Annotated in this window: 30 protein-coding genes; 24 read left to right on the top strand and 6 right to left on the bottom strand. The window is 71.8% G+C overall.

The genetic code is table 11. From position 1 onward, the window contains the following. Positions 1–49: 49 nt before the first annotated feature. The 11 genes from LNK82_RS30250 to LNK82_RS30200 all read left to right on the top strand — a co-directional run bounded on the left by LNK82_RS30250 (position 50) and on the right by LNK82_RS30200 (position 10506). Complete coding sequence (locus tag LNK82_RS30250) at positions 50–1507, top strand: NF041680 family putative transposase (protein ID WP_230570280.1); 1458 nt, start codon at positions 50–52, stop codon at positions 1505–1507. A 58-nt stretch (positions 1508–1565) separates the two neighbouring features. Continuing rightward, the gene (locus tag LNK82_RS30245) at positions 1566–2507 is read left to right on the top strand and encodes a bifunctional riboflavin kinase/FAD synthetase (protein ID WP_230570279.1); all 942 of its coding nucleotides are present in this window, start codon (positions 1566–1568) and stop codon (positions 2505–2507) included. Between the two features lie 91 nt (positions 2508–2598). Beyond that, positions 2599–3087: a helix-turn-helix domain-containing protein gene (locus tag LNK82_RS30240; RefSeq protein WP_230570278.1), complete on the top strand. Its 489-nt coding sequence runs from the start codon at positions 2599–2601 to the stop codon at positions 3085–3087. 12 nt (positions 3088–3099) lie between these two features. Next, entirely contained in the window at positions 3100–3552 is a 453-nt protein-coding gene (locus LNK82_RS30235; RefSeq protein ID WP_230570277.1) for a 2'-5' RNA ligase family protein, read from the top strand. A gap of 122 nt (positions 3553–3674) precedes the next feature. Beyond that, positions 3675–3944: a 30S ribosomal protein S15 gene (gene rpsO, locus LNK82_RS30230; protein WP_230570276.1), complete on the top strand. Its 270-nt coding sequence runs from the start codon at positions 3675–3677 to the stop codon at positions 3942–3944. A 223-nt stretch (positions 3945–4167) separates the two neighbouring features. After that, positions 4168–6405, top strand: coding sequence for a polyribonucleotide nucleotidyltransferase (locus tag LNK82_RS30225; protein WP_230570275.1), 2238 nt, complete (start codon positions 4168–4170; stop codon positions 6403–6405). Positions 6406–6500: 95 nt separating this feature from the next. Further along, on the top strand, positions 6501–7808 hold the full coding sequence (locus tag LNK82_RS30220; RefSeq protein WP_230570358.1) for a M16 family metallopeptidase: 1308 nt from the start codon (positions 6501–6503) through the stop codon (positions 7806–7808). Continuing rightward, positions 7805–8563: a 4-hydroxy-tetrahydrodipicolinate reductase gene (gene dapB, locus LNK82_RS30215; protein ID WP_268997263.1), complete on the top strand. Its 759-nt coding sequence runs from the start codon at positions 7805–7807 to the stop codon at positions 8561–8563. Before LNK82_RS30220 ends, dapB begins: the two co-directional genes overlap by 4 nt. A 36-nt stretch (positions 8564–8599) precedes the next feature. Continuing rightward, complete coding sequence (locus tag LNK82_RS30210; RefSeq protein ID WP_230570274.1) at positions 8600–9055, top strand: tetratricopeptide repeat protein; 456 nt, start codon at positions 8600–8602, stop codon at positions 9053–9055. 226 nt (positions 9056–9281) lie between these two features. Beyond that, positions 9282–10064 carry a cellulose-binding domain-containing protein gene (locus LNK82_RS30205; protein ID WP_230570273.1) on the top strand — a complete coding sequence of 261 codons (783 nt, stop codon included), beginning with the start codon at positions 9282–9284 and terminating at the stop codon, positions 10062–10064. A gap of 64 nt (positions 10065–10128) precedes the next feature. Then, positions 10129–10506, top strand: coding sequence for a hypothetical protein (locus LNK82_RS30200; RefSeq protein ID WP_230570272.1), 378 nt, complete (start codon positions 10129–10131; stop codon positions 10504–10506). On the opposite strand, the gene LNK82_RS30195 is transcribed toward LNK82_RS30200, so the two are convergent. Further along, positions 10454–10954 carry a YqaA family protein gene (locus LNK82_RS30195; RefSeq protein WP_230570271.1) on the bottom strand — a complete coding sequence of 167 codons (501 nt, stop codon included), beginning with the start codon at positions 10952–10954 and terminating at the stop codon, positions 10454–10456. The two genes, LNK82_RS30200 and LNK82_RS30195, sit on opposite strands and share 53 nt — an antisense overlap. Positions 10955–10975: 21 nt before the next feature. After that, entirely contained in the window at positions 10976–11527 is a 552-nt protein-coding gene (locus LNK82_RS30190; protein ID WP_230570270.1) for a GNAT family N-acetyltransferase, read from the bottom strand. 122 nt (positions 11528–11649) lie between these two features. Here LNK82_RS30190 and LNK82_RS30185 point away from each other — a divergent pair, with 122 nt between their 5' ends. The 5 genes from LNK82_RS30185 to fxsT all read left to right on the top strand — a co-directional run bounded on the left by LNK82_RS30185 (position 11650) and on the right by fxsT (position 16759). After that, the gene (locus LNK82_RS30185; protein ID WP_230570269.1) at positions 11650–12546 is read left to right on the top strand and encodes an EamA family transporter; all 897 of its coding nucleotides are present in this window, start codon (positions 11650–11652) and stop codon (positions 12544–12546) included. Next, a complete protein-coding gene (locus tag LNK82_RS30180; RefSeq protein ID WP_230570268.1) occupies positions 12536–13747 on the top strand; it encodes a winged helix-turn-helix domain-containing protein in 1212 nt (403 codons plus the stop codon). The genes LNK82_RS30185 and LNK82_RS30180 overlap by 11 nt, the downstream gene beginning before the upstream one ends. 63 nt (positions 13748–13810) lie before the next feature. Then, positions 13811–14824, top strand: coding sequence for an aldo/keto reductase (locus LNK82_RS30175; protein ID WP_230570267.1), 1014 nt, complete (start codon positions 13811–13813; stop codon positions 14822–14824). A 70-nt stretch (positions 14825–14894) separates the two neighbouring features. Further along, on the top strand, positions 14895–15482 hold the full coding sequence (locus LNK82_RS30170) for a TetR/AcrR family transcriptional regulator (RefSeq protein WP_230570266.1): 588 nt from the start codon (positions 14895–14897) through the stop codon (positions 15480–15482). Continuing rightward, entirely contained in the window at positions 15479–16759 is a 1281-nt protein-coding gene (gene fxsT, locus LNK82_RS30165; protein ID WP_230570265.1) for an FxSxx-COOH system tetratricopeptide repeat protein, read from the top strand. The genes LNK82_RS30170 and fxsT overlap by 4 nt, the downstream gene beginning before the upstream one ends. Positions 16760–16817: 58 nt before the next feature. Here the strand turns inward: fxsT and LNK82_RS30160 are convergent, their stop codons facing one another. Further along, positions 16818–17711: a DUF4097 family beta strand repeat-containing protein gene (locus tag LNK82_RS30160; RefSeq protein ID WP_230570264.1), complete on the bottom strand. Its 894-nt coding sequence runs from the start codon at positions 17709–17711 to the stop codon at positions 16818–16820. Between the two features lie 9 nt (positions 17712–17720). Next, positions 17721–18239, bottom strand: a complete 519-nt coding sequence (locus LNK82_RS30155) for a toxin-antitoxin system HicB family antitoxin (RefSeq protein ID WP_230570263.1) — start codon at positions 18237–18239, stop codon at positions 17721–17723. A gap of 165 nt (positions 18240–18404) precedes the next feature. Here LNK82_RS30155 and thyX point away from each other — a divergent pair, with 165 nt between their 5' ends. From thyX to LNK82_RS30120, 7 genes are all read left to right on the top strand, one after another. Further along, complete coding sequence (gene thyX, locus LNK82_RS30150; RefSeq protein ID WP_230570262.1) at positions 18405–19154, top strand: FAD-dependent thymidylate synthase; 750 nt, start codon at positions 18405–18407, stop codon at positions 19152–19154. 6 nt (positions 19155–19160) lie between these two features. Further along, positions 19161–19550, top strand: coding sequence for an ACT domain-containing protein (locus LNK82_RS30145; RefSeq protein ID WP_230570261.1), 390 nt, complete (start codon positions 19161–19163; stop codon positions 19548–19550). An 88-nt stretch (positions 19551–19638) separates the two neighbouring features. Then, positions 19639–21069 (top strand): serine/threonine-protein kinase, encoded by a 1431-nt coding sequence (locus LNK82_RS30140; RefSeq protein WP_230570260.1) that lies wholly within the window; start codon positions 19639–19641, stop codon positions 21067–21069. Between the two features lie 9 nt (positions 21070–21078). Then, positions 21079–21699, top strand: coding sequence for a TIGR03085 family metal-binding protein (locus LNK82_RS30135; protein WP_230570259.1), 621 nt, complete (start codon positions 21079–21081; stop codon positions 21697–21699). Between the two features lie 38 nt (positions 21700–21737). Then, positions 21738–22634: a 4-hydroxy-tetrahydrodipicolinate synthase gene (gene dapA, locus LNK82_RS30130; RefSeq protein WP_230570258.1), complete on the top strand. Its 897-nt coding sequence runs from the start codon at positions 21738–21740 to the stop codon at positions 22632–22634. After that, positions 22631–24313, top strand: coding sequence for a ribonuclease J (locus LNK82_RS30125; protein ID WP_308257319.1), 1683 nt, complete (start codon positions 22631–22633; stop codon positions 24311–24313). Before dapA ends, LNK82_RS30125 begins: the two co-directional genes overlap by 4 nt. Positions 24314–24339: 26 nt before the next feature. Further along, the gene (locus LNK82_RS30120; protein ID WP_230570257.1) at positions 24340–24909 is read left to right on the top strand and encodes a dienelactone hydrolase family protein; all 570 of its coding nucleotides are present in this window, start codon (positions 24340–24342) and stop codon (positions 24907–24909) included. A gap of 43 nt (positions 24910–24952) precedes the next feature. On the opposite strand, the gene LNK82_RS30115 is transcribed toward LNK82_RS30120, so the two are convergent. After that, positions 24953–25390 (bottom strand): hypothetical protein, encoded by a 438-nt coding sequence (locus LNK82_RS30115; RefSeq protein WP_230570256.1) that lies wholly within the window; start codon positions 25388–25390, stop codon positions 24953–24955. A 9-nt stretch (positions 25391–25399) separates the two neighbouring features. On the opposite strand from LNK82_RS30115, the gene LNK82_RS30110 reads away from it, so the two are divergent. Then, a complete protein-coding gene (locus tag LNK82_RS30110; protein ID WP_230570255.1) occupies positions 25400–25708 on the top strand; it encodes an MFS transporter in 309 nt (102 codons plus the stop codon). Between the two features lie 19 nt (positions 25709–25727). On the opposite strand, the gene LNK82_RS30105 is transcribed toward LNK82_RS30110, so the two are convergent. Further along, on the bottom strand, positions 25728–26507 hold the full coding sequence (locus LNK82_RS30105; protein ID WP_230570254.1) for a lysophospholipid acyltransferase family protein: 780 nt from the start codon (positions 26505–26507) through the stop codon (positions 25728–25730). Positions 26508–26698 lie beyond the last annotated feature (191 nt).

Genomic DNA, 26698 nt, shown 5'->3' with positions numbered 1-26698 from the left:
TCCTTCTTGCGACAGTTGGAAGATCGACCAGAGGGCTGCGGTGATCAGTGTGCCTCACGCCGATGGCAGGCGTGCCGACGGGGAGCTGTCCGGGTTCCGGCGGGCGTTCTACGACTCTCTGACCCGCCGGGCTGATGCGTTGTTCGAGCTGGGCGACGCGGTGTTGTGCACTGATGGGCCGGTGCGGTCGATCGCGGAGTTGTCGCTGGTGGGTGAGCATCGCCGTGGTCATGGCAGCGGGTATGCCGCGCTCGCGTGCGGCGGGATCGACATCGCGCGGTTGCGGACCGCGTTGAGCGCGGTGTCGATCCCGCGTGCGGCGGACGGGCGGCTGGTGTTGGCGGTGGACGTCACCAGTTGGCTGCGTCCGGAGGCGCACACCGGTCGGCAGCGGATCCTGTGCCACACCTACGGCAGGGGCAAGGACCAGCACATGATGGTGCCGGGCTGGCCCTACTCGGTGGTCGTGGCGTTGGAGTCCGGGCGTGGTTCGTGGACCGTGCCGTTGGACGCGGTGCGGCTCGCGCCCGGCGACGACGCCGCGACCGTGACCGCGGCCCAGGTCCGTGGTGTGGTGGACCGCCTGGTCGTCGCCGGGCACTGGCGGTCCGGGGATCCGGACATCATGCTGGTCGCGGACGCTGGCTACGACGGACCGCGCCTGGCCCACGTCCTTGCCGACCTGCCGATCACCGTGCTGGTGCGCATGCGCTCGGACCGGGTCCTGCGCCGACCGGCGCCGCCGCATGCGCCCGGCACCCGGGGGCGGCCCCGCCGCCACGGCGGCGAGTTCGCCTTCGGCGACCCGGCCACCTGGGGCGAACCGGATGTCGACACCCGGACGCAGACCAGGCTCTACGGTCCGGCCCATGCACGGGCGTGGGATCGCCTGCACCCGAGACTGACCCACCGCATCGCCTGGGCCGGCCACGCCGGGAACCTGCCGATCCTGGAAGGCACCGTGATCCGTCTGCAGGTCGACCACCTGCCGTCCGGGGCGGTCCCGAAACCGGTGTGGTTGTGGCATTCCCGCACCGGTCTCGACCCGGTGGCGGTCGACCTGTCGTGGCAGGCGTTCCTGCGCCGGTTCGACATCGAGCACACCTTCCGCATGCTCAAACAGACCTTGGGCTGGACCACCCCGAAACTCCGCTCGCCCGAGCAGGCCGACCGGTGGACCTGGCTGCTGCTCGCCACCTACACCCAACTGCGCCTCGCCCGCGGCCTGGCAGCCGATCTGCGTCGTCCCTGGGAGCGAACTGTTTCACCCGAACGGATGTCCCCTGCCCGGCTCCGACGGGGATTTCGGCACCTACGCCCGCACCTCGCCTGCCCGGCACGTGTCCCGAAACCCTCCCGACCAGGACCCGGACGCCCCGCCGGAGTTCCCAACACCGAACCCGCACCACGCCACGACGTCCACACCGCCACCAGCACGAACGGACAGAAACCGAAGCAGCGCAAGAAGACGAAGTCGACCACTCCGCGACCCCGCCGAACAGGTTAAAACTCAAGCTAGCCGACCTCGGACGGCACGCCGGGGCCGACCGCCTAGGCTTGCCCGCGTGCAACGCTGGAGAGGGCTCGACCACCTGCCCGGCGGCTGGGGCCGCTGCGTGGTGACCATCGGCGTTTTCGACGGGGTCCACCGAGGGCACCAGGCGCTGATCGGTCGCGCGGTCGGGTTGGCCGAGGAGAAGGGCGTGCCGAGCGTCCTCATCACCTTCGACCCGCACCCGTCCGAAGTGGTCCGGCCGGGCACCCACCCGGCGCAGCTCACCAGCCTGCGCCGGCGCGCGGAGCTGGTCGAGGGCCTCGGCGTCGACGTGTTCTGCGTGATCCCGTTCACCGCGGAGCTCTCGCGCACGCCCGCCGACGAGTTCGCGCACGAGGTGCTGGTGGACCGGCTGCACGTGGCGGCCGTGGTGGTGGGGGAGAACTTCACGTTCGGCCACAAGGCGGCGGGCAACGTGACCCTGCTGCGCGAGCTGGGCAAGAGATTCGGTTTCGTGACCGAGGGGGCGGACCTGGTGACCGACGACAGCGTGACCTACTCGTCGACCTACATCCGGGCGTGCATCGACGCCGGCGACGTGGCCGCCGCGGCGCAGGCGCTCGGCCGGCCGCACCGGCTGGAGGGCATCGTGGTGCGCGGCGACGGCCGCGGCAAGGAACTGGGCTTCCCCACGGCCAACCTGTCGACCGCGCGGTTCGCCGCCGTGCCCGCGGACGGCGTGTACGCGTGCTGGTTCGTGCACGGCTCGGGCCGCCGCCTCAAGGCCGCGGTGAGCGTGGGCACCAACCCGACGTTCTCCGGCCGGGAACGGCGGGTCGAGGCGTTCGTGCTCGACGTCGACGAGGACTTCTACGGCCAGCGGGTGGCGCTCGACTTCGTGGACCGGCTGCGGGACATGGTGAAGTTCGACAGCGTCGAGTCGCTGCTGGAGCAGATGCACCGCGACGTGGACACGGCGCGTGACCTCCTGCTGGATCCGGGTGACGCCTGACCGGTTGAACCAGGTGGGTGGAACCGACCGTGCGACACGGCACGACCTGGCAAGATGCCTGGCACGTCCATCGGTCAGGGGAGAGGCGAAGGTGGAGGACCACAAGATCGTCCAGCGCAATCTCGCGTTGCAGCGGGAGTGGTACGGGGAACCCTTGGGCGACCGGGTGCGCCGGCTCGTGGTCGCGTTCAGCGTCTCCCAGGCCCAGCTCGCGGACGTGCTCGGCATCAGCGCGCCGATGCTGAGCCAGGTCATGAGCGGACGGCGGGCCAAGATCGGCAACCCGTCCGTGCTGGCCCGGATGATCATGCTGGAGCGCAAGGTCCTCACCCCCGACGTCGCGTCCGGCTCGCCCGACGCGTTGCAGCGCGCGCTGGAGGACGTCCGCCAGTCGAAGCCGACCGTGAGCCGCGACTCGCTGCCGGTGAACGGCAGCGCGGACGACGAGGCCGTGGTGTTCCCGTTCCTGCGCCGCCTGGCCGACGGCCGCGAGCTGTCGCAGGCCGCCGACGTGCTCGGCGAGGACTTCCCGGCCCTGGCCGAGCTGCTGCGCCGCGCGGGCAAGGTCCGCGACGCCTGACCCGCCCCGCCCGTGAGCCTCTTCTCCGCCATCTTCCCGCCCGCCGACGTCGTCGACGAGCTGCACGACGCCCTCCGCCCGTTCCGCGCCGCGCACCCCCGGCTGCGCTGGCAGCACCCGGCCCGCTGGCACGTCACCGTCCGGTTCTTCGGCGAGGCCGAGCCCGCCGGTCAGCTCGACGGCCTCGACCGCGTGACCGCGCCCGTGCTGAGGCTGCGCGGCAGCGGCACGTTCCGCCAGGTGCTGTGGATCGGGGTGGACGGCGAGCTGGCCGAGCTGGGTGAGGCGGCCCGCGTGCCGCCGGACTGGCGACCGCACGTCACCGTGGCCCGCGGCGCCGTGCTGCCGCACGTGGAGTTCACCGGTCGTGAGTGGACGGTCACTGAGGTCGCCCTGGTCCGCAGCCACCCGGCCGAGGGCTACTCGGTGCTCGACCGAGTGCCGTTGAGCACGGCAAACGGGTAACGCGTCACCACTGCTGGTAACCTCGACATTTGGGTCTGGCTGCGGTCCGTGGCGGCCAGTACCGACTACCCCGCTCACGTGGGGCCGCACGGCACTTAACCAGCACAAGGAGCAATGAGCACGTGGCACTGACCACCGAGCAGAAGAAGACCATCCTCACCGAGTACGGCGTCCACGACACGGACACCGGTTCGGCCGAGGCCCAGGTCGCGCTGCTGAGCAAGCGCATCGCCGACCTGACGGAGCACCTGAAGCAGCACAAGCACGACCACCACTCGCGTCGGGGCCTGCTGTTGCTGGTCGGCCGTCGCCGCCGGCTGCTCAACTACCTCCAGAAGGTGGACATCCAGCGCTACCGCGCCCTCATCGGGCGGCTCGGCCTGCGCAGGTGATCCTCGCCGAGGGGGAGTGACCACCAAGGTCACTCCCCCTCGGCGTTAATCGAAAACAAGACGAGGGAAGCACGCGCGGCGCCCGGGACGACAGTTCGCCGGTCCTCGGTAGTGGCCCCCTGGTAGAGGAAACCCCAGGGGACTTCGATCGAAGACCGGCCTCGTCCGAACCGCGATCCCGCGCCATGAGCGCGCTGTGACCCGCATGACGAGGAGTACCCATATGACGGACATCGAGGTCCACGAGACTTCCGCCACGATCGACAACGGTCGGTTCGGCACGCGCACCATCCGCTTCGAGACCGGTCGCCTGGCCCGCCAGGCGGCGGGCTCGGTCGTCGCCTACCTGGACGACGAGACGATGCTGCTGTCGGCGACGACGGCGTCGAAGCACCCCAAGGAGCACTTCGACTTCTTCCCCCTCACGGTGGACGTCGAGGAGCGCATGTACGCCGCGGGCCGCATCCCCGGCTCGTTCTTCCGCCGCGAGGGTCGCCCGTCGACCGACGCGATCCTGACCTGTCGCCTCATCGACCGGCCGCTGCGCCCGTCCTTCGTGGACGGTCTGCGCAACGAGATCCAGGTCGTCATCACGGTGATGAGCCTGAACCCGGCCGACCTGTACGACGTCGTGGCGATCAACGCCGCGTCGGCGTCCACGCAGCTGGCGGGCCTGCCGTTCTCGGGCCCCATCGGCGGCGTCCGGGTGGCGCTCATCGAGGGCCAGTGGGTGGCGTTCCCGACCCACGAGCAGCTGGAGAAGGCCGTGTTCGACATGGTCGTCGCCGGCCGCGTCGTCGGTGACGACGTCGCGATCATGATGGTCGAGGCCGAGGCCACCGACAACGTCATCGACCTGATCGGCGAGGGCGCGCAGGCGCCGACCGAAGAGGTCGTCGCCGCCGGTCTGGAGGCGTCGAAGCCGTTCATCAAGGCGCTGTGCGACGCGCAGGCCCAGCTGGCGCAGGTCGCGGCGAAGGCCACCGGCGAGTTCCCGACCTACCCGGCCTACCAGCCCGACGCCTTCGAGGCCGTCGAGCAGGCCGCGGCCGGCGAGCTGGGTCAGGCGATGACCATCGGTGGCAAGCAGGAGCGCGAGTCCCGCATCGACGAGATCAAGGCGTCGGTGCTGGAGAAGCTGGCCGAGCAGTTCGAGGGTCGCGAGAAGGAGGTCGGCGCGGCGTTCCGCTCGCTGACCAAGAAGCTGGTCCGCCAGCGCATCCTGCGCGACAAGGTCCGCATCGACGGCCGCGGCCTCACCGAGATCCGGTCGCTGTCGGCCGAGGTCGAGCTGATCCCGCGGGCGCACGGCTCGGCGCTGTTCGAGCGCGGCGAGACCCAGATCCTGGGTGTCACCACGCTGAACATGCTGCGCATGGAGCAGCAGATCGACTCGCTGGCCCCGGAGACGCACAAGCGCTACCTGCACCACTACAACTTCCCGCCGTTCTCCACCGGTGAGACCGGCCGCGTGGGCTCGCCCAAGCGCCGCGAGATCGGCCACGGCGCGCTGGCCGAGCGGGCGCTGATGCCCGTGCTGCCCAAGCGCGAGGAGTTCCCCTACGCGATCCGCCAGGTCTCCGAGGCGCTGAGCTCCAACGGCTCGACGTCCATGGGCTCGGTCTGCGCGTCCACGATGTCGCTGCTCAACGCCGGCGTGCCGCTGAAGGCGCCGGTCTCGGGCATCGCCATGGGCCTGGTGTCCGACGAGGTCGACGGCAAGACGGAGTACGTCGCGCTGACCGACATCCTCGGCGCCGAGGACGCGTTCGGCGACATGGACTTCAAGGTCGCCGGCACCAAGGAGTTCGTCACCGCGCTCCAGTTGGACACCAAGCTGGACGGCATCCCGTCCGAGGTGCTCGGCGCGGCCCTGGGCCAGGCCCGCGACGCGCGCCTGACCATCCTGGAGGTCATGGCCGAGGCCATCGACAGCCCGGACGAGATGAGCCCGTTCGCGCCGCGCGTGACGTCGGTCAAGATCCCGACCGACAAGATCGGCGAGGTCATCGGCCCGAAGGGCAAGATGATCAACTCGATCACCGAGCAGACCGGCGCCGACATCTCCATCGAGGACGACGGCACGATCTACGTCGGCGCGGCGGACGGCCCGTCGGCCGAGGCCGCGATCGGCCTGATCAACGCGATCGCGAACCCGCAGCTGCCGAAGGTGGGCGAGCGCTTCCTGGGCACCGTGGTGAAGACCGCGGCGTTCGGCGCGTTCGTGTCCCTGCTCCCGGGCAAGGACGGCCTGATCCACATCTCGAAGCTGGGCAACGGCAAGCGCATCAACAAGGTGGAGGACGTCGTCAAGGTCGGCGACAAGCTCCAGGTCGAGATCGCCGACATCGACCAGCGCGGCAAGATCAGCCTGGTCCTGGTCAGCGACGACGCGGAGCAGGCCCCGGCCGGCGACGCGCCCGTGCAGGACACCGCACCTGCCGAGGCCAACGCGCAGTGACGACGAGCGTCAACAGGACGGCCGCGGGTGCTTCGGGCACCCGCGGCCGTCCGCTTACGCGCAGGCTCGGGCACCTGCAGAAGCCGGGCAGCACGATGTCGCTGGAACGCGGTGACGCGGGCGTCGCCGTGCGCCGCAGCGTGCTGCCCTCCGGCCTGCGGGTCATCACCGAGCGCATCCCCGGCGTCCGGTCGGCGTCGGTCGGCCTGTGGGTGCAGGTCGGGTCGCGCGACGAGCGGGTCGAGGTCGCGGGCGCCGCGCACTACCTGGAACACCTGCTGTTCAAGGGCACGGCGAACCGCACGGCGGCGGAGATCGCCGAGGAGATCGACGCGGTCGGCGGCGAGCTGAACGCGTTCACCGCCAAGGAGCACACCTGCTACTACGCGCACGTCCTGGACGAGGACCTGCCGCTGGCGGTGGACCTGGTGTGCGACGTGGTGTTCGACGCGCTGTGCGAGCCGCGCGACTTCGAGACCGAGCGCGGCGTCGTGCTCGAAGAGATCGCCATGCGCGACGACGACCCGGAAGACCTGCTGCACGACGCGTTCCTGGACGCCCTGCTGGGCGAGCACGCGCTGGGCCGCCCGGTGCTGGGCACCGAGCAGTCCATCGGGGACATGGACCGCGACGCGCTGTTCGGCTTCTACAAGAAGCGCTACACGCTGCCGCGGATGGTGCTCGCGGTGGCGGGCAACATCGACCACGCGCACGTGATGCGCCTGGTGCGCAAGCAGATCGGCGACCGGCTCGACCGCGAGGGCACGCCCGTCGCGCCGCGGGCCGGCCGGGCGCGCATCCCGGGTTCGCGCAAGCTGGTGCTGCACTCCGACGACACCGAGCAGGCGCACCTGATGCTGGGCGTGCGCGGGCTCGACCGGCACGACGAGCGCCGGTTCGCGTTGAACGTGCTCAACGCCGCGCTGGGCGGCGGGATGAGCTCGCGGCTGTTCCAGGAGGTCCGGGAACGGCGCGGCCTGGCGTACCAGGTGTACTCGTCGGTCGGCCTCTACGCGGACGCGGGCACGTTGTCGGTCTACGCGGGCTGCCAGCCGGACCGGCTCGGCGACGTCGCCGGCGTGGTGCGCGACGTGCTGTCCACCGTGGCCCGTGACGGGCTGAGCGACGCGGAGGTGGCCCGCGGCAAGGGCCAGCTGCGCGGCGGGCTCGTGCTCGGCCTGGAGGACACCAGCTCGCGGATGTCGCGCATCGGCAAGGGCGAGCTGAACTACGGCGACTACCTGTCCGTCGAGCAGACGTTGGCGCGCGTCGACGAGGTCACCGCGGCCGACGTCGCCACGTTGGCGAAGGACTTGCTGCGACGTCCCGTCGCCGCCGCCGTGGTCGGCCCTTACGCTCACGCCGACGATCTGCCGTCCCAGGTGCACGAGGTGATCTCTTGAGTTCCGCAGAACCACTCCGCGTAGGCGTCATCGGGGCCAGGGGCCGCATGGGCGCCGAGGTGTGCCGCGCGGTCGAGGCGGCCGGCGACATGGACGTCGTGGCCATGGTCGACGCGGGTGACTGGCTGTTCAACCTGGCCGACGCCGGCGCCCAGGTCGCGGTCGACTTCACCAGCCCCGAGGTGGTGATGGACAACATCCGGTTCTGCGTTGACAACGACATCCACGCCGTCGTCGGCACCTCCGGGTTCGACGCGCAGCGGCTGGGCACGGTCTCCGAGTGGCTCGACGCGAAGCCGGGGCTGGGCGTGCTGATCGCGCCGAACTTCGCCATCGGCGCCGTGCTGTCCATGCGGTTCGCGGAGCTGGCCGCCCCGTACTACGAGTCGGCCGAGGTCATCGAGCTGCACCACCCGCGCAAGGTGGACGCGCCCTCCGGTACCGCCGCGCACACGGCCCGGCTGATCTCGCAGGCGCGCGAGGCGGCGGGGATCGGCCCGATGCCGGACGCGACCACGCAGGAGGCCCCCGGCGCGCGGGGCACGCTCGTGAACGACGTGCGGGTGCACTCGCTGCGCGTGGCCGGGCTGATCGCGCACCAGGAGGTCGTGTTCGGCACGGAGGGCGAGACGCTGACGCTGCGGCACGACTCGCTGGACCGCAAGTCGTTCATGCCGGGCGTGCTGCTGGCCGTGCGGTCGATCGCGCAGCACCCCGGGCTCTCCGTGGGGCTCGACAAGTACATGGACCTCTGACCCGACCCGGGCAGCCGACACCGTGAAGCCGACACCGTGAAGACCCGCACCGTCGCGTTCGTGATCACCGCCGCGCTGGCGGTGTACTTCGTGCTGCTCGGCGGCCGGGCCGTGGTGCTGCTCGGCACCGGCGACCCGGTCGGCGTCGGTCTCGGCGTCGGCGTGCTCGTGCTGCCGCTGATCGGCGCGTGGATCGCGTGGACGAACCTCAGGTTCGGCTTCACCACCGAGCGGATGGCGCGGCAGCTCGACGCCGAGGGCGGTCTCCTCGACACGTCCGGGCTGCCGCGCCGCCCGTCCGGCCGGGTGGAGCGGGAGGCGGCCGACGCCTGGTTCGAGGAGCGCCGGGTCGACGTCGAGTCGCGCCCGGAGGACTGGCGGGCGTGGTTCCTGCTGGCACAGGCCTACGACCTGGCGGGTGACCGCGGCCGGGCCCGCGAGACCATGCGGAAAGCGATCGACCTGTTCACCCTGCCGATGAATCGTGCGTGAGTCGCGCTGCTGAGACGCGATTCATTCGGTCTTCACGCTCCGTTGCCTTGGATCTTCCTGTGGGCGTCGTTACCCTGAGTGTGTGGTGAAGACCTGCGAGAACCTGCGGCTGACCGTTGCGTGCCTGGTCGTCGTCGTCGCGCTGGGCATCGCGCTCATGATCGGCTGACCACGCCGGCTTCCTGGGGAAGAATCAGGCGAACCGCCGCCCGTCCCAGGAGTGCCCATGCCCTTCGCTCGGATCGTCCGGGCGGCCCTCGCCGTCGCCGCGGCCCTGGTCGCGACCGGTCTCGTCACCCCGATGGCCACGGCGCGGGCCGCGGTCGGCTGCGACGTCGACTACGACGTCACCGACCAGTGGCGCAGCGGGTTCGGCGCGCGCGTCACCGTGACGAACCTCGGCGACCCGCTCTCGGGCTGGACCCTGGAGTGGACGTTCACCGCCGGGCAGCGGATCACCTCCGAGACGTGGAACGGCGTGTTCACCCAGAGCGGCAGCACCGTGCGGGTGACGAACGCCTCCCACAACGGCTCGGTGGCCACGGGCAGGTCGGTGTCGGTCGGCTTCAACGGCACCTGGTCGGGCAGCAACCCCGCGCCGACGTCGTTCACCGTGGACGGCGTGCCGTGCACGGGTTCGCCCGTGACCGTGGGCACCACGAGCGGCGCCCCGGCGCCGTCGTCCACGCCGTCGCTCACGACCGAGCCGTCCGCCACGACCACCACGACGACGACCACCACGACCTCGGCGTCCACGACCTCGTCGTCGGCCACGACCGGGCCGTCGGAGTCGTCGGCGGCGGCGGCCTCCGACACGTTCACCTGGCCGACCGCGTCGCCGAAGCCCGCGGTCGTGCTGTCCGCGGACGTGAGCCCCGACAGCGGGGTGGACGCGCTGCGCCTCGGCCTGGTCATCAGCCTGCTCGTGGCGGCCGTGGGCATCGCCGTCCTGCTCGTCGTGCGCCGCCACCTCGGGCGGGTGGGTGACCGCCCTGACGAACGGCCCTGAGGAGGGTCACACGACCGGGTGGTTCGCCGTGCGCTCGGCCGAGTGGTGGGGTAACCGAAGAGGCATGGATCGCACAGCGGTGGACCGCCTCTACGACTGCGACGTGCTGGATCGGCACGGCCGGCCCATCGGACCGGTCGCGGGGGTGTGGCTGGCCGGTGACCGGCCGTTGTGGGCCTCGGTGCGCAGCGACGGCGGCACGACGCTCGTCCCGATCCGCGGCGCCCAGGTGCGCGACCGCAGGCTCGTGGTGCCGGTCGAGAAGCGCGAGGTGGAGGACGCGCCGAAGGTCGGCGACCGCGACCTCTCGGAGGCCGAGCAGGCCGAGCTGCACGACCACTACGGGCTGGTGCTGCCCGAGCAGCGCCTGGTGCGCCACCAGCGCGCCGTCAGTGCACCCACCAGCCAGCCACCGCGGCAGGCGAGGCGGCGAGCACGCTGAACCGGGCGAACCGGCCGGCCACGCTGGTCGAGATGAACAGCCAGGACGACATGCCGGCCAGGCCCGCCAGCACGGTGGTGAACATGAACGGCGGCAGGCCGACCACGGAGCTCACCGCGTGCGTGCCGAACATCCAGTGCGGGTGGCGGTGGCACCGCACGCGCACCCACTCCAACCTGGCCTTCCACTTGAGCCGCCACGGCGATAACGCCTTGGCCGGCTTCACCTTCCGCCTCATGAACGCGGGCAGGTGCAGCGAGCCGCGGGCGGCCAGGAAGTAGAACATCTTGCCCAGCACTTGGCCGACGGCGACCGCGATACCGATCCACCACCACGAGATGCCCGGTTGCTGGGTGACCAGTCCGATGACGAAGATCTCGATGCTGATGAGGGGTACCAGCGCGGAGCCGAAGGCGACGCTGAACGTGAGGCACAACCACCCGAGCACTTGGCGAGGCTACCCGTGCGGTCACGGTTCGAGCAGTAGGGTCAACCCCCCGGCAACCCTTATTTCGCGCAACGGCCGCCCGCCGGCGTCCAGGGTGCGGACCGTGCCGTCGGCCTCCCAGCCCGCCTTGCCGTAGAAGCCGATCGACGCCTTGTCCGCCTCGGGCACCCACGCGACACCCCTCGTGGCGCCGGCTTCGCGCAGGTGGGAGGCGGCCGTGGCGAGGAGCCTGCCGCCGTGCCCGCGCCGTGCCCAGCGCGGTTCCACGAGCACGCTCACCAGTGCCGTCGTCGCCGCGTCCTCGGGCAGCGAGCCGTCGGCGTGCGCCACTTCTTCCTCGGGCGCCATCCCGGCGACGCAGAAACCGACCGTCCACGTGCCTTCGGCGGCGACGAACACCTGACCGTGACCGACCGCCTCGGCCCACGCTGGCGCGGTCTCGTCGACGTCGACGGCTTGCAGCACCTCGGCGGGGACGATGTCCCGGTAGGCGGTGCGCCAGGTGTCTCGGTGGATGCGGGCGATCTCCGCCACGTCGTCGGGCTGTGCGGTGCGCACGGTGGCGTCGGCCATGGCGGCACCCTATCCGGCCGGCGTGGCGCGGCCGGCGCGTGGAGCCGGGGGAGTCCGATGTCACGGCGCCATGGCGGAAATCCGCGTGATTCCACCCGCGCCGGCGTGAAAGCGTCGGTGACGTGCGTTGGGCAGCGTTGGGCGTCGTGTACGTGGTCTGGGGTTCGACCTACCTGGGGATCAAGTTCACCATCGAGTCGATGCCACCGCTGTTGTCGGGCGGCACGCGCTTCCTGGTCGCGGGCTTGGTGCTGGCGGCGGTGGTGGCGTGGCGCGGCGGGCTGCGGATGACGTGGCGGCAGTTCGGCTCGGCGGTGCTGCTGGGACTCCTGCTGCCCGCCTGGGGCAACGGCCTCGTGGTGCTGGCCGAGCAGTCCGTGGCGTCGGGGTTGGCGGCGCTGCTGGTGGCGTCCGTGCCGCTGTACGTGGTGCTGATGCGGCGGATCGCCGGTGAACGGCCGCACGGCGTGACGTACGCGGGCGTGGCCATCGGTCTGGTGGGGCTGGCCGTGCTGTTGTCGGACGACATGGGCGATTCGTCGTGGTGGGGACCGTGGGTGGTGCTGCTGGCGGCGTTCGGGTGGGCGCTGGGGTCGTTCCTGAGCAGTCGGCTGGAGACGCCGGCGAACCCGTTCGCGCTGTCCGCGGTGGAGATGCTGGCCGGTGGGACGGCGTTGACGGTGGCGGGGCTGGTGGCCGGGGAACGGGTGTCGTTCGGCGCGATCACCACGTCGTCGTGGGTGGCGTGGGGCTACCTGGTGGTGTTCGGGTCGTTGCTGGCGTTCAGCTCGTACGTGTACGTGCTGGGGCAGCTGCCGGTGTCGACCGTGGCGACCTACGCGTACGTGAACCCGGTGATCGCGGTGGTGCTCGGGGTGTGGCTGGCCGACGAGCGGTTCGGGGTGGTGCAGCTGCTCGGCGGTCTGCTGGTGGTCCTGGCGGTGGTGCTGGTGGTCCGGGCCGAGCGGAAACGTCGTACCCCGGTGGGAGTATCCAGCCGTGCAGAAGATGAACGCTGACGTCGCTCGTCGCATCGCCTTGGGCGCACAGGGCTTCGCCGACCCCCGGCCCGCCTCGGCGCCCAACCGGCGGCACTTGCAGAAGGTGCTGTCCCGGATCCGGTTGTTGCAGCTGGACTCGGTGAACGTCGCCGTCCGCGCGCACTACATGCCGTTGTTCAGCAGGCTCGGGGCCTACGCGCCGTCCTTGGTGGACGACGCGGCGTGGTCGCACGGCGTGCGCAAGCCGCGACTGCTGGTGGAGTACTGGGCGCACGAGGCGAGCCTGGTGCCGGTGGAGGACTGGCCGTTGCTGCACTCCGGGGCCAAGCGCCCCGGCTGGTGGAAGAACTACACGACGGTCGCCGAGCGCTCGCCGCAGCTCGTGGACGACATCCTGGCGGTGGTGAAGGAGCTGGGGCCGCTCGGCGCGGGCGCGATCGAGAAGGCGTTGGCCGGTGGCGGGCCGCGGGCCAAGGACCACTGGGGCTGGAACTGGTCCGAGGTCAAGAAGGTGTGCGAGTACCTGTTCGGCGAGGGCGTGCTGACGACCGGGACGCGGCGCGGTTTCGAGCGGCTGTACGACCTGAGCGAACGCGTGCTGCCGCCGGAGGTGCTGGCGCGGCGGCTGTCGGTATCGGCGGAGGAGGGCGCGCGGGAGCTGGTGACGCGTGCGGCGACGGCGATGGGCGTGGCGACGGAGCCCGACCTGCGTGACTACTACCGGTTGCAGCCCGCGCGCAGTCGCCAGGCCGTGGCGGAGCTGGTGGAGGTGGGGGTGCTGGAGCCCGTCGAGGTGCGGGGGTGGGGCGTGCCCGCGTACCGGCACGTCGAGGCGCGCGTGCCGCGGCGGATCACCGGGCGGGCGTTGCTGTGCCCGTTCGACCCGCTGATCTGGGAGCGGGCCCGGACCGAGCGCATCTTCGACTTCTTCTACCGGATCGAGATCTACGTGCCCGCGCCGAAGCGGGTGCACGGCTACTACGTGTTCCCGTTCCTGCTGGACGGCGAGCTGGTGGGGCGGGTCGACCTGAAGGCGGACCGGGCGGCGGGCGTGCTGCGGGTGCAGGCGGCGTACGCCGAGCCGGGCGCGGACGTGGGCCGGGTCGCGGTCGAGCTGGCCGCCGAGCTGCGGCACATGGCGGACTGGCTGGAGTTGGACGACGTCGAGGTGGTCCTCAAGGGCGACCTCGCACCCGTCCTCAGAGCGGTGGCGCGGTGAGGCCCGCCACTCGATGGACTGACAGAAGTTGAAATCTGTCAGTCCAAGTCGCATAGTGGAGCCATGACGAACTCCACCCACCGCGTGACCCGGCGTCGGGTCCTGGGCACGACCGGTCCCGAGGTGTCCGCGCTCGGCCTCGGCTGCATGGGCATGTCGGACCTGTACGGCCCGGCCGACGAGGCGGAGAGCGTGGCCACCATCCACGCCGCCGTCGACGCGGGCGTGACGCTGCTCGACACGGGCGACTTCTACGGCATGGGCCACAACGAGCTGCTGATCCGCCAGGCCCTGCGCGACCGCAACCGCGACGACGTGGCGATCAGCGTCAAGTTCGGCGCGCTGCGCGACGCGGACGGCGGCTGGCACGGCAACGACGGCAGGCCCGAGGCCGTGCGCAACTTCCTCGCCTACACGTTGCGCCGGCTCGGCACGGACCACGTCGACGTCTACCGCCCGGCCCGCCTCGACCCGGCCGTCCCGATCGAGGAGACCGTGGGCGCGATCAAGGAGGAGGTCGAGAAGGGCCACGTCCGCCACATCGGCCTGTCCGAGGTCGGCGCGGACACGCTGCGCCGGGCCGACGCCGTCCACCCGATCGTCGACCTCCAGATCGAGTACTCGCTGATCTCGCGGGGCATCGAGGCGGAGATCCTGCCCACCGCCCGCGAGCTGGGCATCGGCGTCACGGCGTACGGAGTGCTGTCGCGCGGCCTGATCTCGGGCCACTGGACGGCGTCCCGGCAGGCCGAGGACTTCCGCGCGGTCTCGCCGCGGTTCCAGGGCGACAACCTCGACCACAACCTGTCGCTGGTGGAGGCCCTGCGCGCGGTGGCCGCCGAGAAGGGCACGACGGTCGCGCAGCTGGCCATCGCCTGGGTCCTGGCCCAGAGCGAGGACATCGTCCCGCTGGTGGGCGCGCGCCGCCGCGACCGGCTGACCGAGGCGCTCGGCGCGCTGGACGTCACGCTCACCGAGTCGGACCTGACCCGGATCGAGGCGGCGGTCCCGGCCGACGCCGCGGCGGGCGAGCGCTACGCGCCTGCCCTCATGGCGCACCTGGACAGCGAGCGCTGACCGCGGCCGGGGCGGTCGGCCGGTGCGCGCACAATTGACCGGACCAGCCGGCGACACCAGGGAGCACCACGTGGCGGAAGGCGCACTGACCGCGGAGGACATCCTCAGCACCACGGAGGACGTCCTCCGCCGCTTCGGCCCGGCCAAGGCGACCGTGGTGGACGTGGCCCGCGCCCTCGGCGTGAGCCACGGCAGCGTCTACCGGCACTTCCCGACCAAGACGGCGCTGCGGGAGGCCGTCACCCAGCGCTGGCTCGACCGCGCGCACGCGGGCCTGGCGGAGCTGGCCGCCGCCGACACCCCCGCGTCGCAGCGCCTGCGCGACTGGCTGGCGGCGCTCTTCGAGTCCAAGCGCAAGAAGGCCCTCGGCGACCCGGAGCTGTTCGCCACGTACTCGGTGCTGGTGAACGAGAACAGCTCCGTCGTCGCCTCGCACATCGCGGCGATGGTCGAGGACCTGACCAGGATCGTCGCCGACGGCGTGGCCTCCGGCGACTTCACCACGGCGGACCCGGCCGTCAGCGCCAAAGCCGTCTTCGACGCCACCGCGCGCTTCCACGACCCGGCCCACGCCGGCGACTGGTCCGCCCCGGACGTCGACGCGGCGTTCGACGCGGTGGTTTCCCTTCTGGTGGCGGGACTACAGTCCGGACGGTGACCGAAGGGCAGCGGGCCGAGGCGAGCGACGGCAGCCGGGTCTACCAAGCCGGTCGCGACGTCATCGTCAACCAGCCCGCCCCCGCGCCGCCCGCTCCGCCCGTCTGGAACCTCCCGCCGCGCAACCCGAACTTCACCGGCCGTGAGGACGTGCTGGCCCGCATCCACGAGGGCTTGTCGACCAGCGTCGTCTCCGTGCACTCGCTGCACGGCTTGGGCGGGGTGGGCAAGTCCCAGACCGCGATCGAGTACGCCTACCGCCACCGGGCCGAGTACCAGTGGGCGTACTGGATCCCCGCCGAGCAGCCGGAGCTCATCCCGGACCACTTCGAGCGGCTCAAGGCGGCGCTCGGCCTGCCCGCGACGGCCGACCTGCGCTCGGTGCTGAGCGCCGAACCGGGGTGGTTGCTCATCTTCGACAACGCCGAGCGCCCTGGTGACGTCCACGAGCACCTCCCGGTCGGCGGCCATGTGCTGGTCACCACCCGCAACACCGGTTTCGGCGGCCTCGGCCGCACGGTCGAGCTCGACGCGTTGTCCCGCCCGGAGTCCGTGGACTTCCTGCGCGGACGAGTGCCCGCGACGACCGCTGAGCAGGCTGACCGGTTGGCGGACGTGCTGGGCGACCTCCCGCTCGGGCTGGCCCAAGCCGCCGCGTACCTGGAGGAGACGGCGCTGCCGGTCGAGGAGTACCTGACCCTGCTCGACACCCACGAGTCCGCCTTGCTGGCGGAGGGCGATGTGCCCGGCTATCCCCACACCGTCGCCACGGTGTGGGGGCTGTCGCTCCAGCGGGTGGCGCGACAGGAGCCCGTCGCCGTGGCGGGGGCCTTGATCAGCGCTTACCTCGCCCCGGACGACATACCGCTCGAACCGTTGAGGCAGGCCATCCGCCAGGACGACCCGCGGTTCGCCGACGCGACGGCCGATCCGGTCCGGTGGATGCGCGCCATCGGCCTGTTGGTCAAGTACGGACTGGTCCGGCGGACCGGTGACACGATCTCGATGCACCGCCTCCTGCAAGCCGCGCTCCGCAGCCTGCCCGAACGGATGGGCCGAGACCGACACGCGTTCGCCAAGTCGGCTCTGCTCGTGTCGTTCTACAACCTGACCGACACCACGTTGCCACCGATGTCGCACCTGCTGGCGGCGCTCTCGTACACCAGGTTTGCCGGTGGCCAAGCCGTCGAGGTGTACCGCAAGAGCGCGGAACACGCCGCCAAGCTGTACGGGCCCGACCACGCCCTCACGAGGCGGCTCCGGCGGTTGACCGAGTGAAGCCGCGGCGCGCGCATCGGGGGTGCGCACGCCGCGGCGTCGGCTCGGTGACCGGTGGTCAGGCCGTAGTCGCCGTGGTCACCAGGGCGGTGCCGCTGCCGGTCCGGCCGGTGATGAACAGGGACGGCTCGTCGGCCGGCGGCGTGTCGGAGACGTCCAGGTCGCTGCGCGCCGAGCCCGAGGTGGACGCCAGGTCGACCTGCGCGGCCACGCCGGGCCGCACGCCGACGCGGACGTCGCCCGAGCCGGTGCCCAGCTGGACCTTGCCGGACGCGGCGTCGGCGATGGTGACGTCACCGCCGCCCGTCCGCACCTGCACGTCGCTCTGCACGGCGCCCAGCCAGACGTCGCCGGTGCCCGTGTAGATCACGGTGTTCCCGCCGATCGACGACACCTCGACGTCGCCGCTGCCGGTCTTCGCCCGCAGCCCGCCGAGCATCGGCCCGAGCCTCAGCTTGCCCGAACCCGAGTTGACCTGCGACGACGCGTCCGCGCGATCCGCGGTCACGTCACCGGTGCCGGTCTGGACCTCCAGCCGACCCGCCGCGCCGGTCACGGTCACCTCCGCCGAACCGGCCTTGGTGATCACGTGGGAGCCGGCCGGCGCGCGCACCGTCACGCTCAGCGGCACGGCGCGCAGCGGCAGCGCCTTGGACGAGTGCACCGTCACCCGCCCGCCGGACAGCTCGAGCCGGGCGTCGCGCACCGCCTCCGCCGGTCCCGCCGGCTGCCCGCCGCGGCCGTTGCCGAACTGGTCGTTCACCCAGCTCAGCAGCCCGGACAGGCCCGCGGCCCACGACTCGCCCGGCGACGGGTCGTGCTTGACCTCGACGTGCACGCCCGGCTCGTCGACCAGGTGCACCCGCACCCGGCCGGCGAGCAGCGCCACGTCGACCTCCACGGCCCCGTCGACCTCGAAGCTCTGCTGCCGAACGACGACATCCGATTCCATGATCCCCCCTCAGCCCTGCACCCAGCCGCGCACGCGGGAGGACGACGACGATTCGCCGCCCGACTGGTCCTTCGGCGGCCCCCAGTGCTTGTGGCCACCACGCCGCCCGCCGACCGCGCCCTGCACGGCCTGCGCGACGAACGTGTTCAGCGACATCCCCTGGGCCGCGGCGGCTTGCTCGGCCTTCGACTTCAGCTCGTCCAGCAGCCGCAGGGTGACGCGCGTGGCGTCACCGGCGGAGGGCCGGGGAACTTCCTGCGGCTCGGGTTCGTGTTCCTCCCGAGCGGCCGTGCCGGTGACGACCACCTGCACGTCCCGTCCGTCCAACCGCACGTCGACGACAGGGCCGTCGAGGGCCGCGGTGACCTCCGCGGCCAGGTCGGACAGCGCGTTCATGAGCGCGAGCCGCGCGGCGGGCTCCAAAGCTGCGGACAGCAGGGCCGCGGTGCGCCGGGTGTTGTCGTCCCCGGCGGACGCGGCCGTCGCGAGGTCCTCGCGCAGTGCTGCGATGTACGGCGACAGATCCATGACACCACCATGACGTCAAACCTGACATCAGTCAAGGAAGTCGGTGATGTCGTTCATGACGTCACGGTGCGCGTCGCGAACGGACGCCGCGCCGTGGGCCGAACGGCGGCGGCCGAGCACCGGTGTCGGGCAACGGCGCGGACGGCTTCGGTTAGGGTTCGAGCCATGGAGACGGTGGCGCCGAAGGTGCAGTTGATCGCGAAGACGGAGTTCTTCCCCCCGGACGGCGTCCCGTGGTCCACCGACGCCGACGGCGGCGAGGCGCTGGCGGAGTTCGCCGGCCGCGCCTGCTACCAGTCGTGGACCAAGCCGAACCCGGCCACCGCCACGAACGCCGGCTACATCAAGCACATCATCGAGGTCGGCCACCTGTCCGTGCTGGAGCACGGCTCGGTCAGCTTCTACCTGACCGGCATCTCCCGCTCGCTCACGCACGAGCTGATCCGGCACCGCCACTTCTCGTACTCGCAGCTGTCCCAGCGGTACGTCCCCGAGCGCAACGCCGCCATGGTCGAGCCGGACGTCATCGCGAACGACCCGGAGCTGCACGAGAAGTTCCTCGCCGCCGCGCAGGCGAGCGTCGACGCCTACAACGAGCTGCTCAAGGGCTTGGAGGAGAAGTTCTCCGACGTGCCCAGCGCCACCTTGCGCCGCAAGCAGGCGCGCCAGGCCGCCAGGGCGATCCTGCCCAACGCCACCGAGACCCGCATCGTGGTGACCGGGAACTACCGCGCGTGGCGGCACTTCATCGCCATGCGCGCCACCGAGCACGCCGACGTGGAGATCCGCGCCCTGGCCGTGGAGTGCCTGCGCGAGCTGCAGAAGGCGGCGGCCAACGTGTTCGCCGACTTCACCATCTCCACCCTGGCCGACGGCACCGAGGTCGCCTCCAGCCCGCTGGTCACCGAAGGCTGACGGCCGGTGAAGCGGCTGATCGTCGACGTCCAGCCGGGCGAGTACACCGTCGCGCGGCTGCCCGCCGACGCGCCCGTCCCGGCCGGGCTGCTCGACGCGACCGGCCTGGTCTCGGTGACCAGGACACCAGACGAGCTGTCGATTGTGTGCCCGGCCGAGCACGCGCCGGAGGCTGGCACCGCGCAGCCCGGCTGGCGGTTGCTGACCGTGCGCGGTCCGCTGGAGTTCACCCTCACCGGCATCATGGCCGCCCTGTCGGGTGAACTGGCCGCGGCGGGCGTGAGCCTGTTCGCGCTGTCCACCTACGACACCGACCACCTGCTGGTGAAGTCGGGCGACCTGGCCCGCGCCGTGCAGGCGCTGCGGTCGTCCGGGCACGAAGTCACGAAACCGTGAAACCGGATCGGGTGAAGCGCGGTCTGAAGTAGCGTTCCGCCCGGTCCGCGGGTTTCGAGGAGTGACGGTGACTGGTCCGACGCAAGGTGTGAGCGCTCGACCCCGCGTGATCGCGGGCAGGTACACCCTGCTCGCCGAGCTGGGGCGCGGCGGCATGGGCGTCGTCTGGCGCGCCCAGGACAACGTGATCGGCCGCCAGGTCGCCATCAAGGAGCTGCACCTGCCCGACGGCATCGCGCTGGAAGAGCGCCGGGTGCTGGAGGAGCGGGTGATGCGCGAGGCGCGCACCGCGGGCCGGCTGAACGACCCCGGCGTGGTCACCGTGTACGACGTGGTCGCCGAGCACGGCATGAACTACATCGTGATGGAGCTGGTCGAGGCCGCCACGCTGTCCACTTTGATCAGCGCGCACGGCCCGATGCCGCAGGAGCGGGTCATCTCGATGGCCATCCAGGCGCTGTCCGCCCTGGACTCCGCGCACCAGGCCGGGATCGTGCACCGCGACGTCAAGCCCGGCAACCTCATGGTCACGCCCAACGGGCGGGTGAAGCTCACCGACTTCGGCATCGCCCAGGCCGTGGACGACCCGCGGCTGACCACCAGCGGCAGCCTCATCGGCTCGCCCGCCTACATGTCGCCGGAACGCATCCACGGCAACGAGGCCTCGCCCGCCTCCGACCTGTGGGCGCTCGGCGCGACGCTCTGCTACGCCGTCGAGGGCGCAAACCCCTACGACCGGCCGACCACCGCGTCCACCCTGCACGCGATCATGAACGAGATGCCCCGCCTGACCAGGGCGCACGGCGTGCTCGGCGCGGTGATCACCGGCCTGATGATGCCCGACCCGAACGCCCGGCTGACCGGCCCGCAGGCGCGCGCCATGCTGGAACGCGCGGCGGCCCAGCCGACGCCGCCGACCGGGTTCGGCGCGCCGAACCCGACCATGCACTACACCCCGCCCACCGCCGTGCGGAAGCCGTGGCTCAAGGGCCTGCTGATCACCGGCACGGCGTTGGCGGCGGTGGCGCTGCTGGTCGGCGGCGTGTTCCTCGGCCGGTGGCTGTTCACCGAGCAGCCGCCCGCCGCGATGGCCGAGACGGTCACCTACGGGCCGGGCGGCACGATCGAGCCCGCCCAGTTCAAGGCGGGCGCCGGGCAGTGCGGCGACAACCTGGTCGACCCCAACACCACGGTCAACTACACCGACTGCGACGAGCCGCACCGGGTCGAGGTGTACGCGGCGGCGGAGCCGTTCGGGTCGGACAAGATGCCCTACCCGGGCGACGAGTGGCTGCGCGGGTACGCGGAGAACTACTGCACGCTGCACTTCATGTCCGAGCGGGTGCCCGTGGAGGACAAGGAGTCCAAGCTCCGCTACGTCGCCGTCGTGCCCACCTCGGGCGTGTGGGCGGAGGACCCGTCCAACTCCTCGTCCTCGGACAAACGCTACCGCGACGTGGCCTGCGTGCTGTGGAACAAGGACGGCACCGCGCTGAAGGACCAGCTGTACGCCAAGTAACGTGGGTCCATGGGCGTCGCGCAGGACGAACGCAGGCTGCTGACCGAGCTGTTCGCCGAGGTGGGGCCGGACGCGCCCACGTTGTGCGACCCGTGGCGCACCCGGGACCTCGCCGCGCACCTCGTGCTGCGGGAACGCCGACCGGACGCGGCGGCGGGCATCCTGGTCAAGCCGCTGGCCGCGCACACGCAGCGCGTCCAGGACGCGTACGCGGCCAGGCCGTGGGACGAGCTGGTCGAGCTGGTCCGCGTCGGACCGCCCGCCTTCTCGCCCTACGCGCTCGTCGACGAGCTGGTGAACTCCGTCGAGTACTTCGTGCACCACGAGGACGTGCGCCGGGCGCGGGACGACTGGGAACCGCGTTCACCCGATCCGGTACGAGACGCGGTGCTGTGGCAGCGGCTCGCGCCGGCCGCCCGGCTGATGTACCGCAAGAGCCCGGTCGGGGTGGTGCTGCGCCGCCCGGACGGCGAGGCGGTCGTGGCCAAGCGCGGGGCGAACCCCGTGGTGCTGACCGGGCAGGTCTCGGAACTGCTGGTGCACGTGTTCGGCCGGGCCGCCGCACGCGTCGAGTACGACGGCGCGGACGACGCCGTGCGGCTGGTGCGCGCCCTCGACCGGAGCATGTAGTCGCAGCTTGCCGAGGGTGACGCGGTAGATTTCCGCATATGACCGGATGTCCTACCGCCTCGCCCGGCCGCCCGTTCGGCCGCGTGCTCACCGCCATGGTCACCCCGTTCGACGCGGAGGGGGCGGTGGACCTGGACCGGGCGCAGCGGCTCGCCGAGCACCTGGTCGAGCTGGGCAACGACGGTCTCGTGGTCAACGGCACCACCGGTGAGAGCCCGACCACCACCGACGCGGAGAAGGCGGACCTGGTCCGCGCCGTGGTCGAGGCGGTCGGCGACCGCGCCACCGTGGTCGCCGGCGCGGGCACGTACGACACCGCGCACAGCGTGCACCTCGCCAAGCAGGCGGAGGCGGCGGGCGCGCACGGCCTGCTGCTGGTCACCCCGTACTACTCGCGGCCCACCCAGGAGGGTGTGTTCGCGCACTTCACCACCGTGGCCGACCAGGTCGGCGTGCCCGTGATGCTGTACGACATCCCGCCGCGCACCGTGATCCCCATCGAGGTGCCGACCCTGCTGCGGCTAGCCGAGCACCCGCGGATCGTCGCGGTGAAGGATGCCAAGGGCGACCTGCACGCGGGCAGCAAGGTCATCGCGGCCACCGACCTGGCCTACTACTCCGGTGACGACCCGCTGAACCTGCCGTGGCTGTCGGTCGGCGCGGTCGGCTACGTCAGCGTGATCGCGCACTTCGCCGCGGACCGGCTGCGCGACCTGCTCGACGCGTTCGAGTCCGGTGACGTCGCCGGCGCGACCGCGATCCACCAGTCGCTGCTGCCGCTGCTGCGTCCCTTCGGCAAGATGCCCGGCGTCACCTACGCCAAGACCGCCCTGCGCCTGCGCGGCCTCGACGTCGGCGACCCGAGGCTGCCGCTGGTACCCGCTTCAACCGAGGACATCGAGGCCGTCGAGGCCGAATTGGGAGTCAACGCGTGATCAACCCGAACTCACCCCCGCCCGCACTGCCCGACGGAGGTCTGCGCGTCGTCGCACTGGGTGGAATTGGCGAGATCGGCCGCAACATGACGGTGTTCGAGCACGCCGGCCGGCTGCTCGTCGTGGACTGCGGCGTGCTCTTCCCCGAGGACGACCAGCCTGGCGTCGACCTGATCCTCCCGGACTTCCGGGCCATCGAGGACCGGTTGGACGACATCGACGCGCTGGTGCTCACCCACGGGCACGAGGACCACATCGGCGCGGTGCCGTTCCTGCTGAAGCTGCGCCCCGACCTGCCGGTGGTCGGCTCGCGGTTCACCCTGGCGCTGCTCGCGGCCAAGTGCAAGGAGCACCGCCAGACGCCGAGGCTGATCGAGATCACCGACGGCGACCGACGCGCGTTCGGGCCGTACGAGCTGGAGTTCTTCGCGGTCAACCACTCCATCCCGGACGCGGTCGCGGTCGCCGTCCGCACGTCCGCCGGGCTGGTGCTGCACACCGGTGACATCAAGCTCGACCAGCTGCCGCTCGACGGCAGGCTCACCGACCTGGCCGGGTTCTCCCGGCTCGGCGACGAGGGCGTCGACCTGTTCCTGGTCGACTCGACCAACGCGGAGGTGCCGGGGTTCGTCGCGCCGGAGCGCGAGATCGGGCCGGTGCTGGAGAACGTGGTCCGCAAGGCCAACCAGCGGGTGATCGTGGCGTGCTTCGCCTCCCACGTGCACCGGGTGCAGCAGGTGCTGGACGTGGCCGTGCAGTACGAGCGGCGGGTCGCGCTGGTCGGCCGGTCGATGGTGCGCAACATGGGCATCGCGGCCGAGCTCGGCTACCTCAACGTGCCGGACGGGTTGTTCGTCGACCTCAACGAGGCGATGGAGCTGCCCGAGGACGAGGTGATGTTCGTGTCGACCGGCTCGCAGGGCGAGCCGCTGTCGGCGTTGTCGCGGATGGCGCGCGGCGAGCACCGGCAGATCTCGATCCGGGCGGGTGACACGATCGTGCTGGCGTCGTCGTTGATCCCGGGCAACGAGAACGCGGTGTTCGGCGTGGTCAACGGCCTGGCGCGGCTCGGCGCGACGGTCGTGCACCAGGGCAACGCCAAGGTGCACGTGTCCGGGCACTCGCCGGCGGGGGAGCTGCTGTTCCTCTACAACGCCGTGCGGCCGTCGAACGTCATGCCGGTGCACGGCGAGTGGCGGCACCTGCGGGCGAACGCGGCGCTGGCCGTGGCGACGGGGGTGGACGCGGAGCGGGTCGTCATCGCCGAGGACGGCGTGGTGGTCGACCTGGTCGACGGCAAGGCGGCGATCAGCGGCAAGGTCGAGGTGGGCCACGTCTACGTGGACGGCCTGTCGGTCGGCGACGTCGGCGAGTCGACCCTGTCCGACCGGCTCGTGCTCGGCGAGGGCGGGTTCATCGCGATCACCGTGGCCGTGGACTCCAGCACCGGTCGCGCGGTCGCGCCGCCGACCGTGTCCGGCCGGGGTTTCTCCGACGACCCGAAGGCGTTGGACCAGGCGGTGTCCCTGGTGGAGATGGAACTGTCCCGCACGGAGGCCGAGGGCATCACCGACTCGCACCGCATCGCGCAGGCCGTGCGCCGCGTGGTGGGCCGCTGGGTCGCCGAGACCTACCGCCGTCGACCGATGATCGTGCCGACCATCATCCCGGTGAACTGACCGCCTGCGCGCGGGGAGGACTTGTCGTGGCTGAAGTGCTGCTGTTCCACCACGCGCACGGGTTGACGCCCGGTGTCGCGGCCTTCGCCGAGCAGTTGGCGGAGGCCGGGCACACCGTCCACTTGCCGGACCTGTTCGAGGGACGGGTCTTCGTCGACAACGGTGACGGCATGGACTACGTGCAGGCGGTCGGGTTCGGCACGATCGCCGAACGCGGCCGGGCCGCCGCCGAGGGCCTGCCCGCCGACGTCGTCTACCTGGGGTTCTCGCTCGGGGTGCTGCCGGCGCAGCTGCTGGCCCAGACCAAGCCGGGCGCCGCGGGCGCGCTGCTGGTCAGCGCCTGCGTGCCGGTGACGGAGTTCGGCGAAGCGTGGCCCGCGAGCGTGCCGGTGCAGGTCCACGCGATGGCTGCCGACCAGGTGTTCGTGGAGGACGGCGACCTCGACGCGGCGCGTGCCCTCGTGGCGGGCGCGGCGGACGGGGAGCTGTTCCTGTACCCCGGCGACAAGCACCTGTTCGCCGACCGGAGCCTGTCGTCGTACGACGAGGTGGCCGCCGTGCTGCTGACGGAGCGCGTGCTCGCGTTCCTGAACTGACCGCCACCCCGTGACGCCTCCGTCACGACCGTGCGGCCGGCAGCTACCGGACAGCGGTCCGGCACCACGCCGGGCCGTCGGCGTGGCTGGTCGGCTGGTACGTCGTGCCCGAGGCGTTGGCCGCCCCGTACGCCGATCGGCTCGGCACCGGACCGGCGGTGGTGGGCGTGCTCATGGCGGCCGACCCGCTCGGCAGCGTGCTGGGCGCCTGGCTGTTCATCCGGTACGTGCCCGCGCACCACCGTGCCCGGCTCGTCGGCGTGCTCGCGGTCGGCGCGGGGATTCCCTTGGTGCTGTGCGCTTTCCAGCTCGGCCTCGTGGTCACCTTCGCGTTGTGGAGCCTGTCCGGCGCGGCGTCCACGGCGTACCTGTTGCAGGCGCAGACCGGTTTCGTCCGGGCGACGCCCGACGCCGAACGGGGCCGTGCCATCGGGGTGGCGGCGTCCGGGATCGTCGCCGCGCAGGGCCTCGCGGTCTTCATCGGCGGCTGGTGGGCCGACCACTGGGATACCCGTGGCTCGCGGGCGCGGTCATGGCCGTGTTCGGCGTCCACGCCATCGTGTGGGGCTCGGTGTCGACCACCGTGCGGCAGCGCAGCACCCCGGTCGAACTGCTCGGCCGGGTCGGCGGCGTGTACCAGCTCGCCTCGATCGGCGGCGCCGCGCTGGGCGCGCTGCTCGGCGGCGTGCTGGCGCGGTGGACCGGGCTGCTGACGCCGTTCTGGGTGGCCGGCGGCGCGGTCGCGTTGACGACCGCGCCGGCCTGGCGTCGGCTGAGCGAGGTGACGCGGGTCGGGTGAGCCGCGGGCCCGTGGGCGCTCAGTCCCGTTCCGGGCGCCACGGGCTCTTGCCCGTCGTCGGCCGCGTGGGGTCGTGGAACTTCGGCAGGTCCGGCTCGTCGGGCCGCAACGGCACCAGGCCCGCGGTGATCGCGCGCATGATCCGCTCGTGCGCCCGCCGCGCGTCGCCCGGCTTGCCGTCCTCCAACCCGGACAGGTCCACCGGCTTGCCGAAGTGCACCTTGAACGTCGGCCGCTTCCGCAGGCCGCGCAAGTAGGACGTGAGGTAGGGCTTGGCATCGGCCCACCCGCCGACGTGCGTGTTGCCCCAGTAGACGGCCTCGTGCGCGCCCCACTGGCTCACCGGCACGACCGGGATCCCACCGCTGAGCGCCAACCTCGCCGCACCCGTCTTGCCCCGTTCCGGCCACAGCCCCGGGTCGAGGCTGATCCGGCCCTCCGGGTACATCGCGATCGGGTCGCCGCCGCGCCGCAGCACCTCGACCGTGCGGTGGTAGGCGTCGCCGACGTCCGCGGCCGAGCGGTCGACCCGCACGTGGCCGGACGCCTTCAGCAGGGGCCCGAGGACCGGTGCGTCGAGCAACCCTCCCGCGAGCAGGAACCGCGGCGCGACACCGATCCGGCGGCACGCCGCGATGAGCACGAAGGGGTCGAGGTTGCCGATGTGGTTGGACGCGAGCAGCAGGGGACGGCCCCTGAGGTCCGCCGGGACGTCGCCGGTGACTTCGAGTCGTCCGCTGAGACCGACGACCCCTTGGTCGACGGCGGTCAGCACGCGCCACAGCAGTGGTGTGGACACGACGGGCAGGCTACGGCGTGTCGAGGTGTCGGCGCACCGGGTTCCGGGCAACCATGGGCGGTGTCGGTGGCCGCTGCTCCGCAGACGGCGGCTCGGTCGCCCGGAAATGAGTCGCGGACGACCGACGCGACCTCGCGGCGAGGCGGGCCGACAACTGAGGCTCTTGGGGCTTGAGGGACTACGGTGTACGC

Origin of the sequence: Saccharothrix luteola, assembly GCF_020859565.1 — a bacterium.
Classification (GTDB): domain Bacteria; phylum Actinomycetota; class Actinomycetes; order Mycobacteriales; family Pseudonocardiaceae; genus Actinosynnema; species Actinosynnema luteola.
This window is presented reverse-complemented; position numbering and strand designations above follow the sequence as displayed.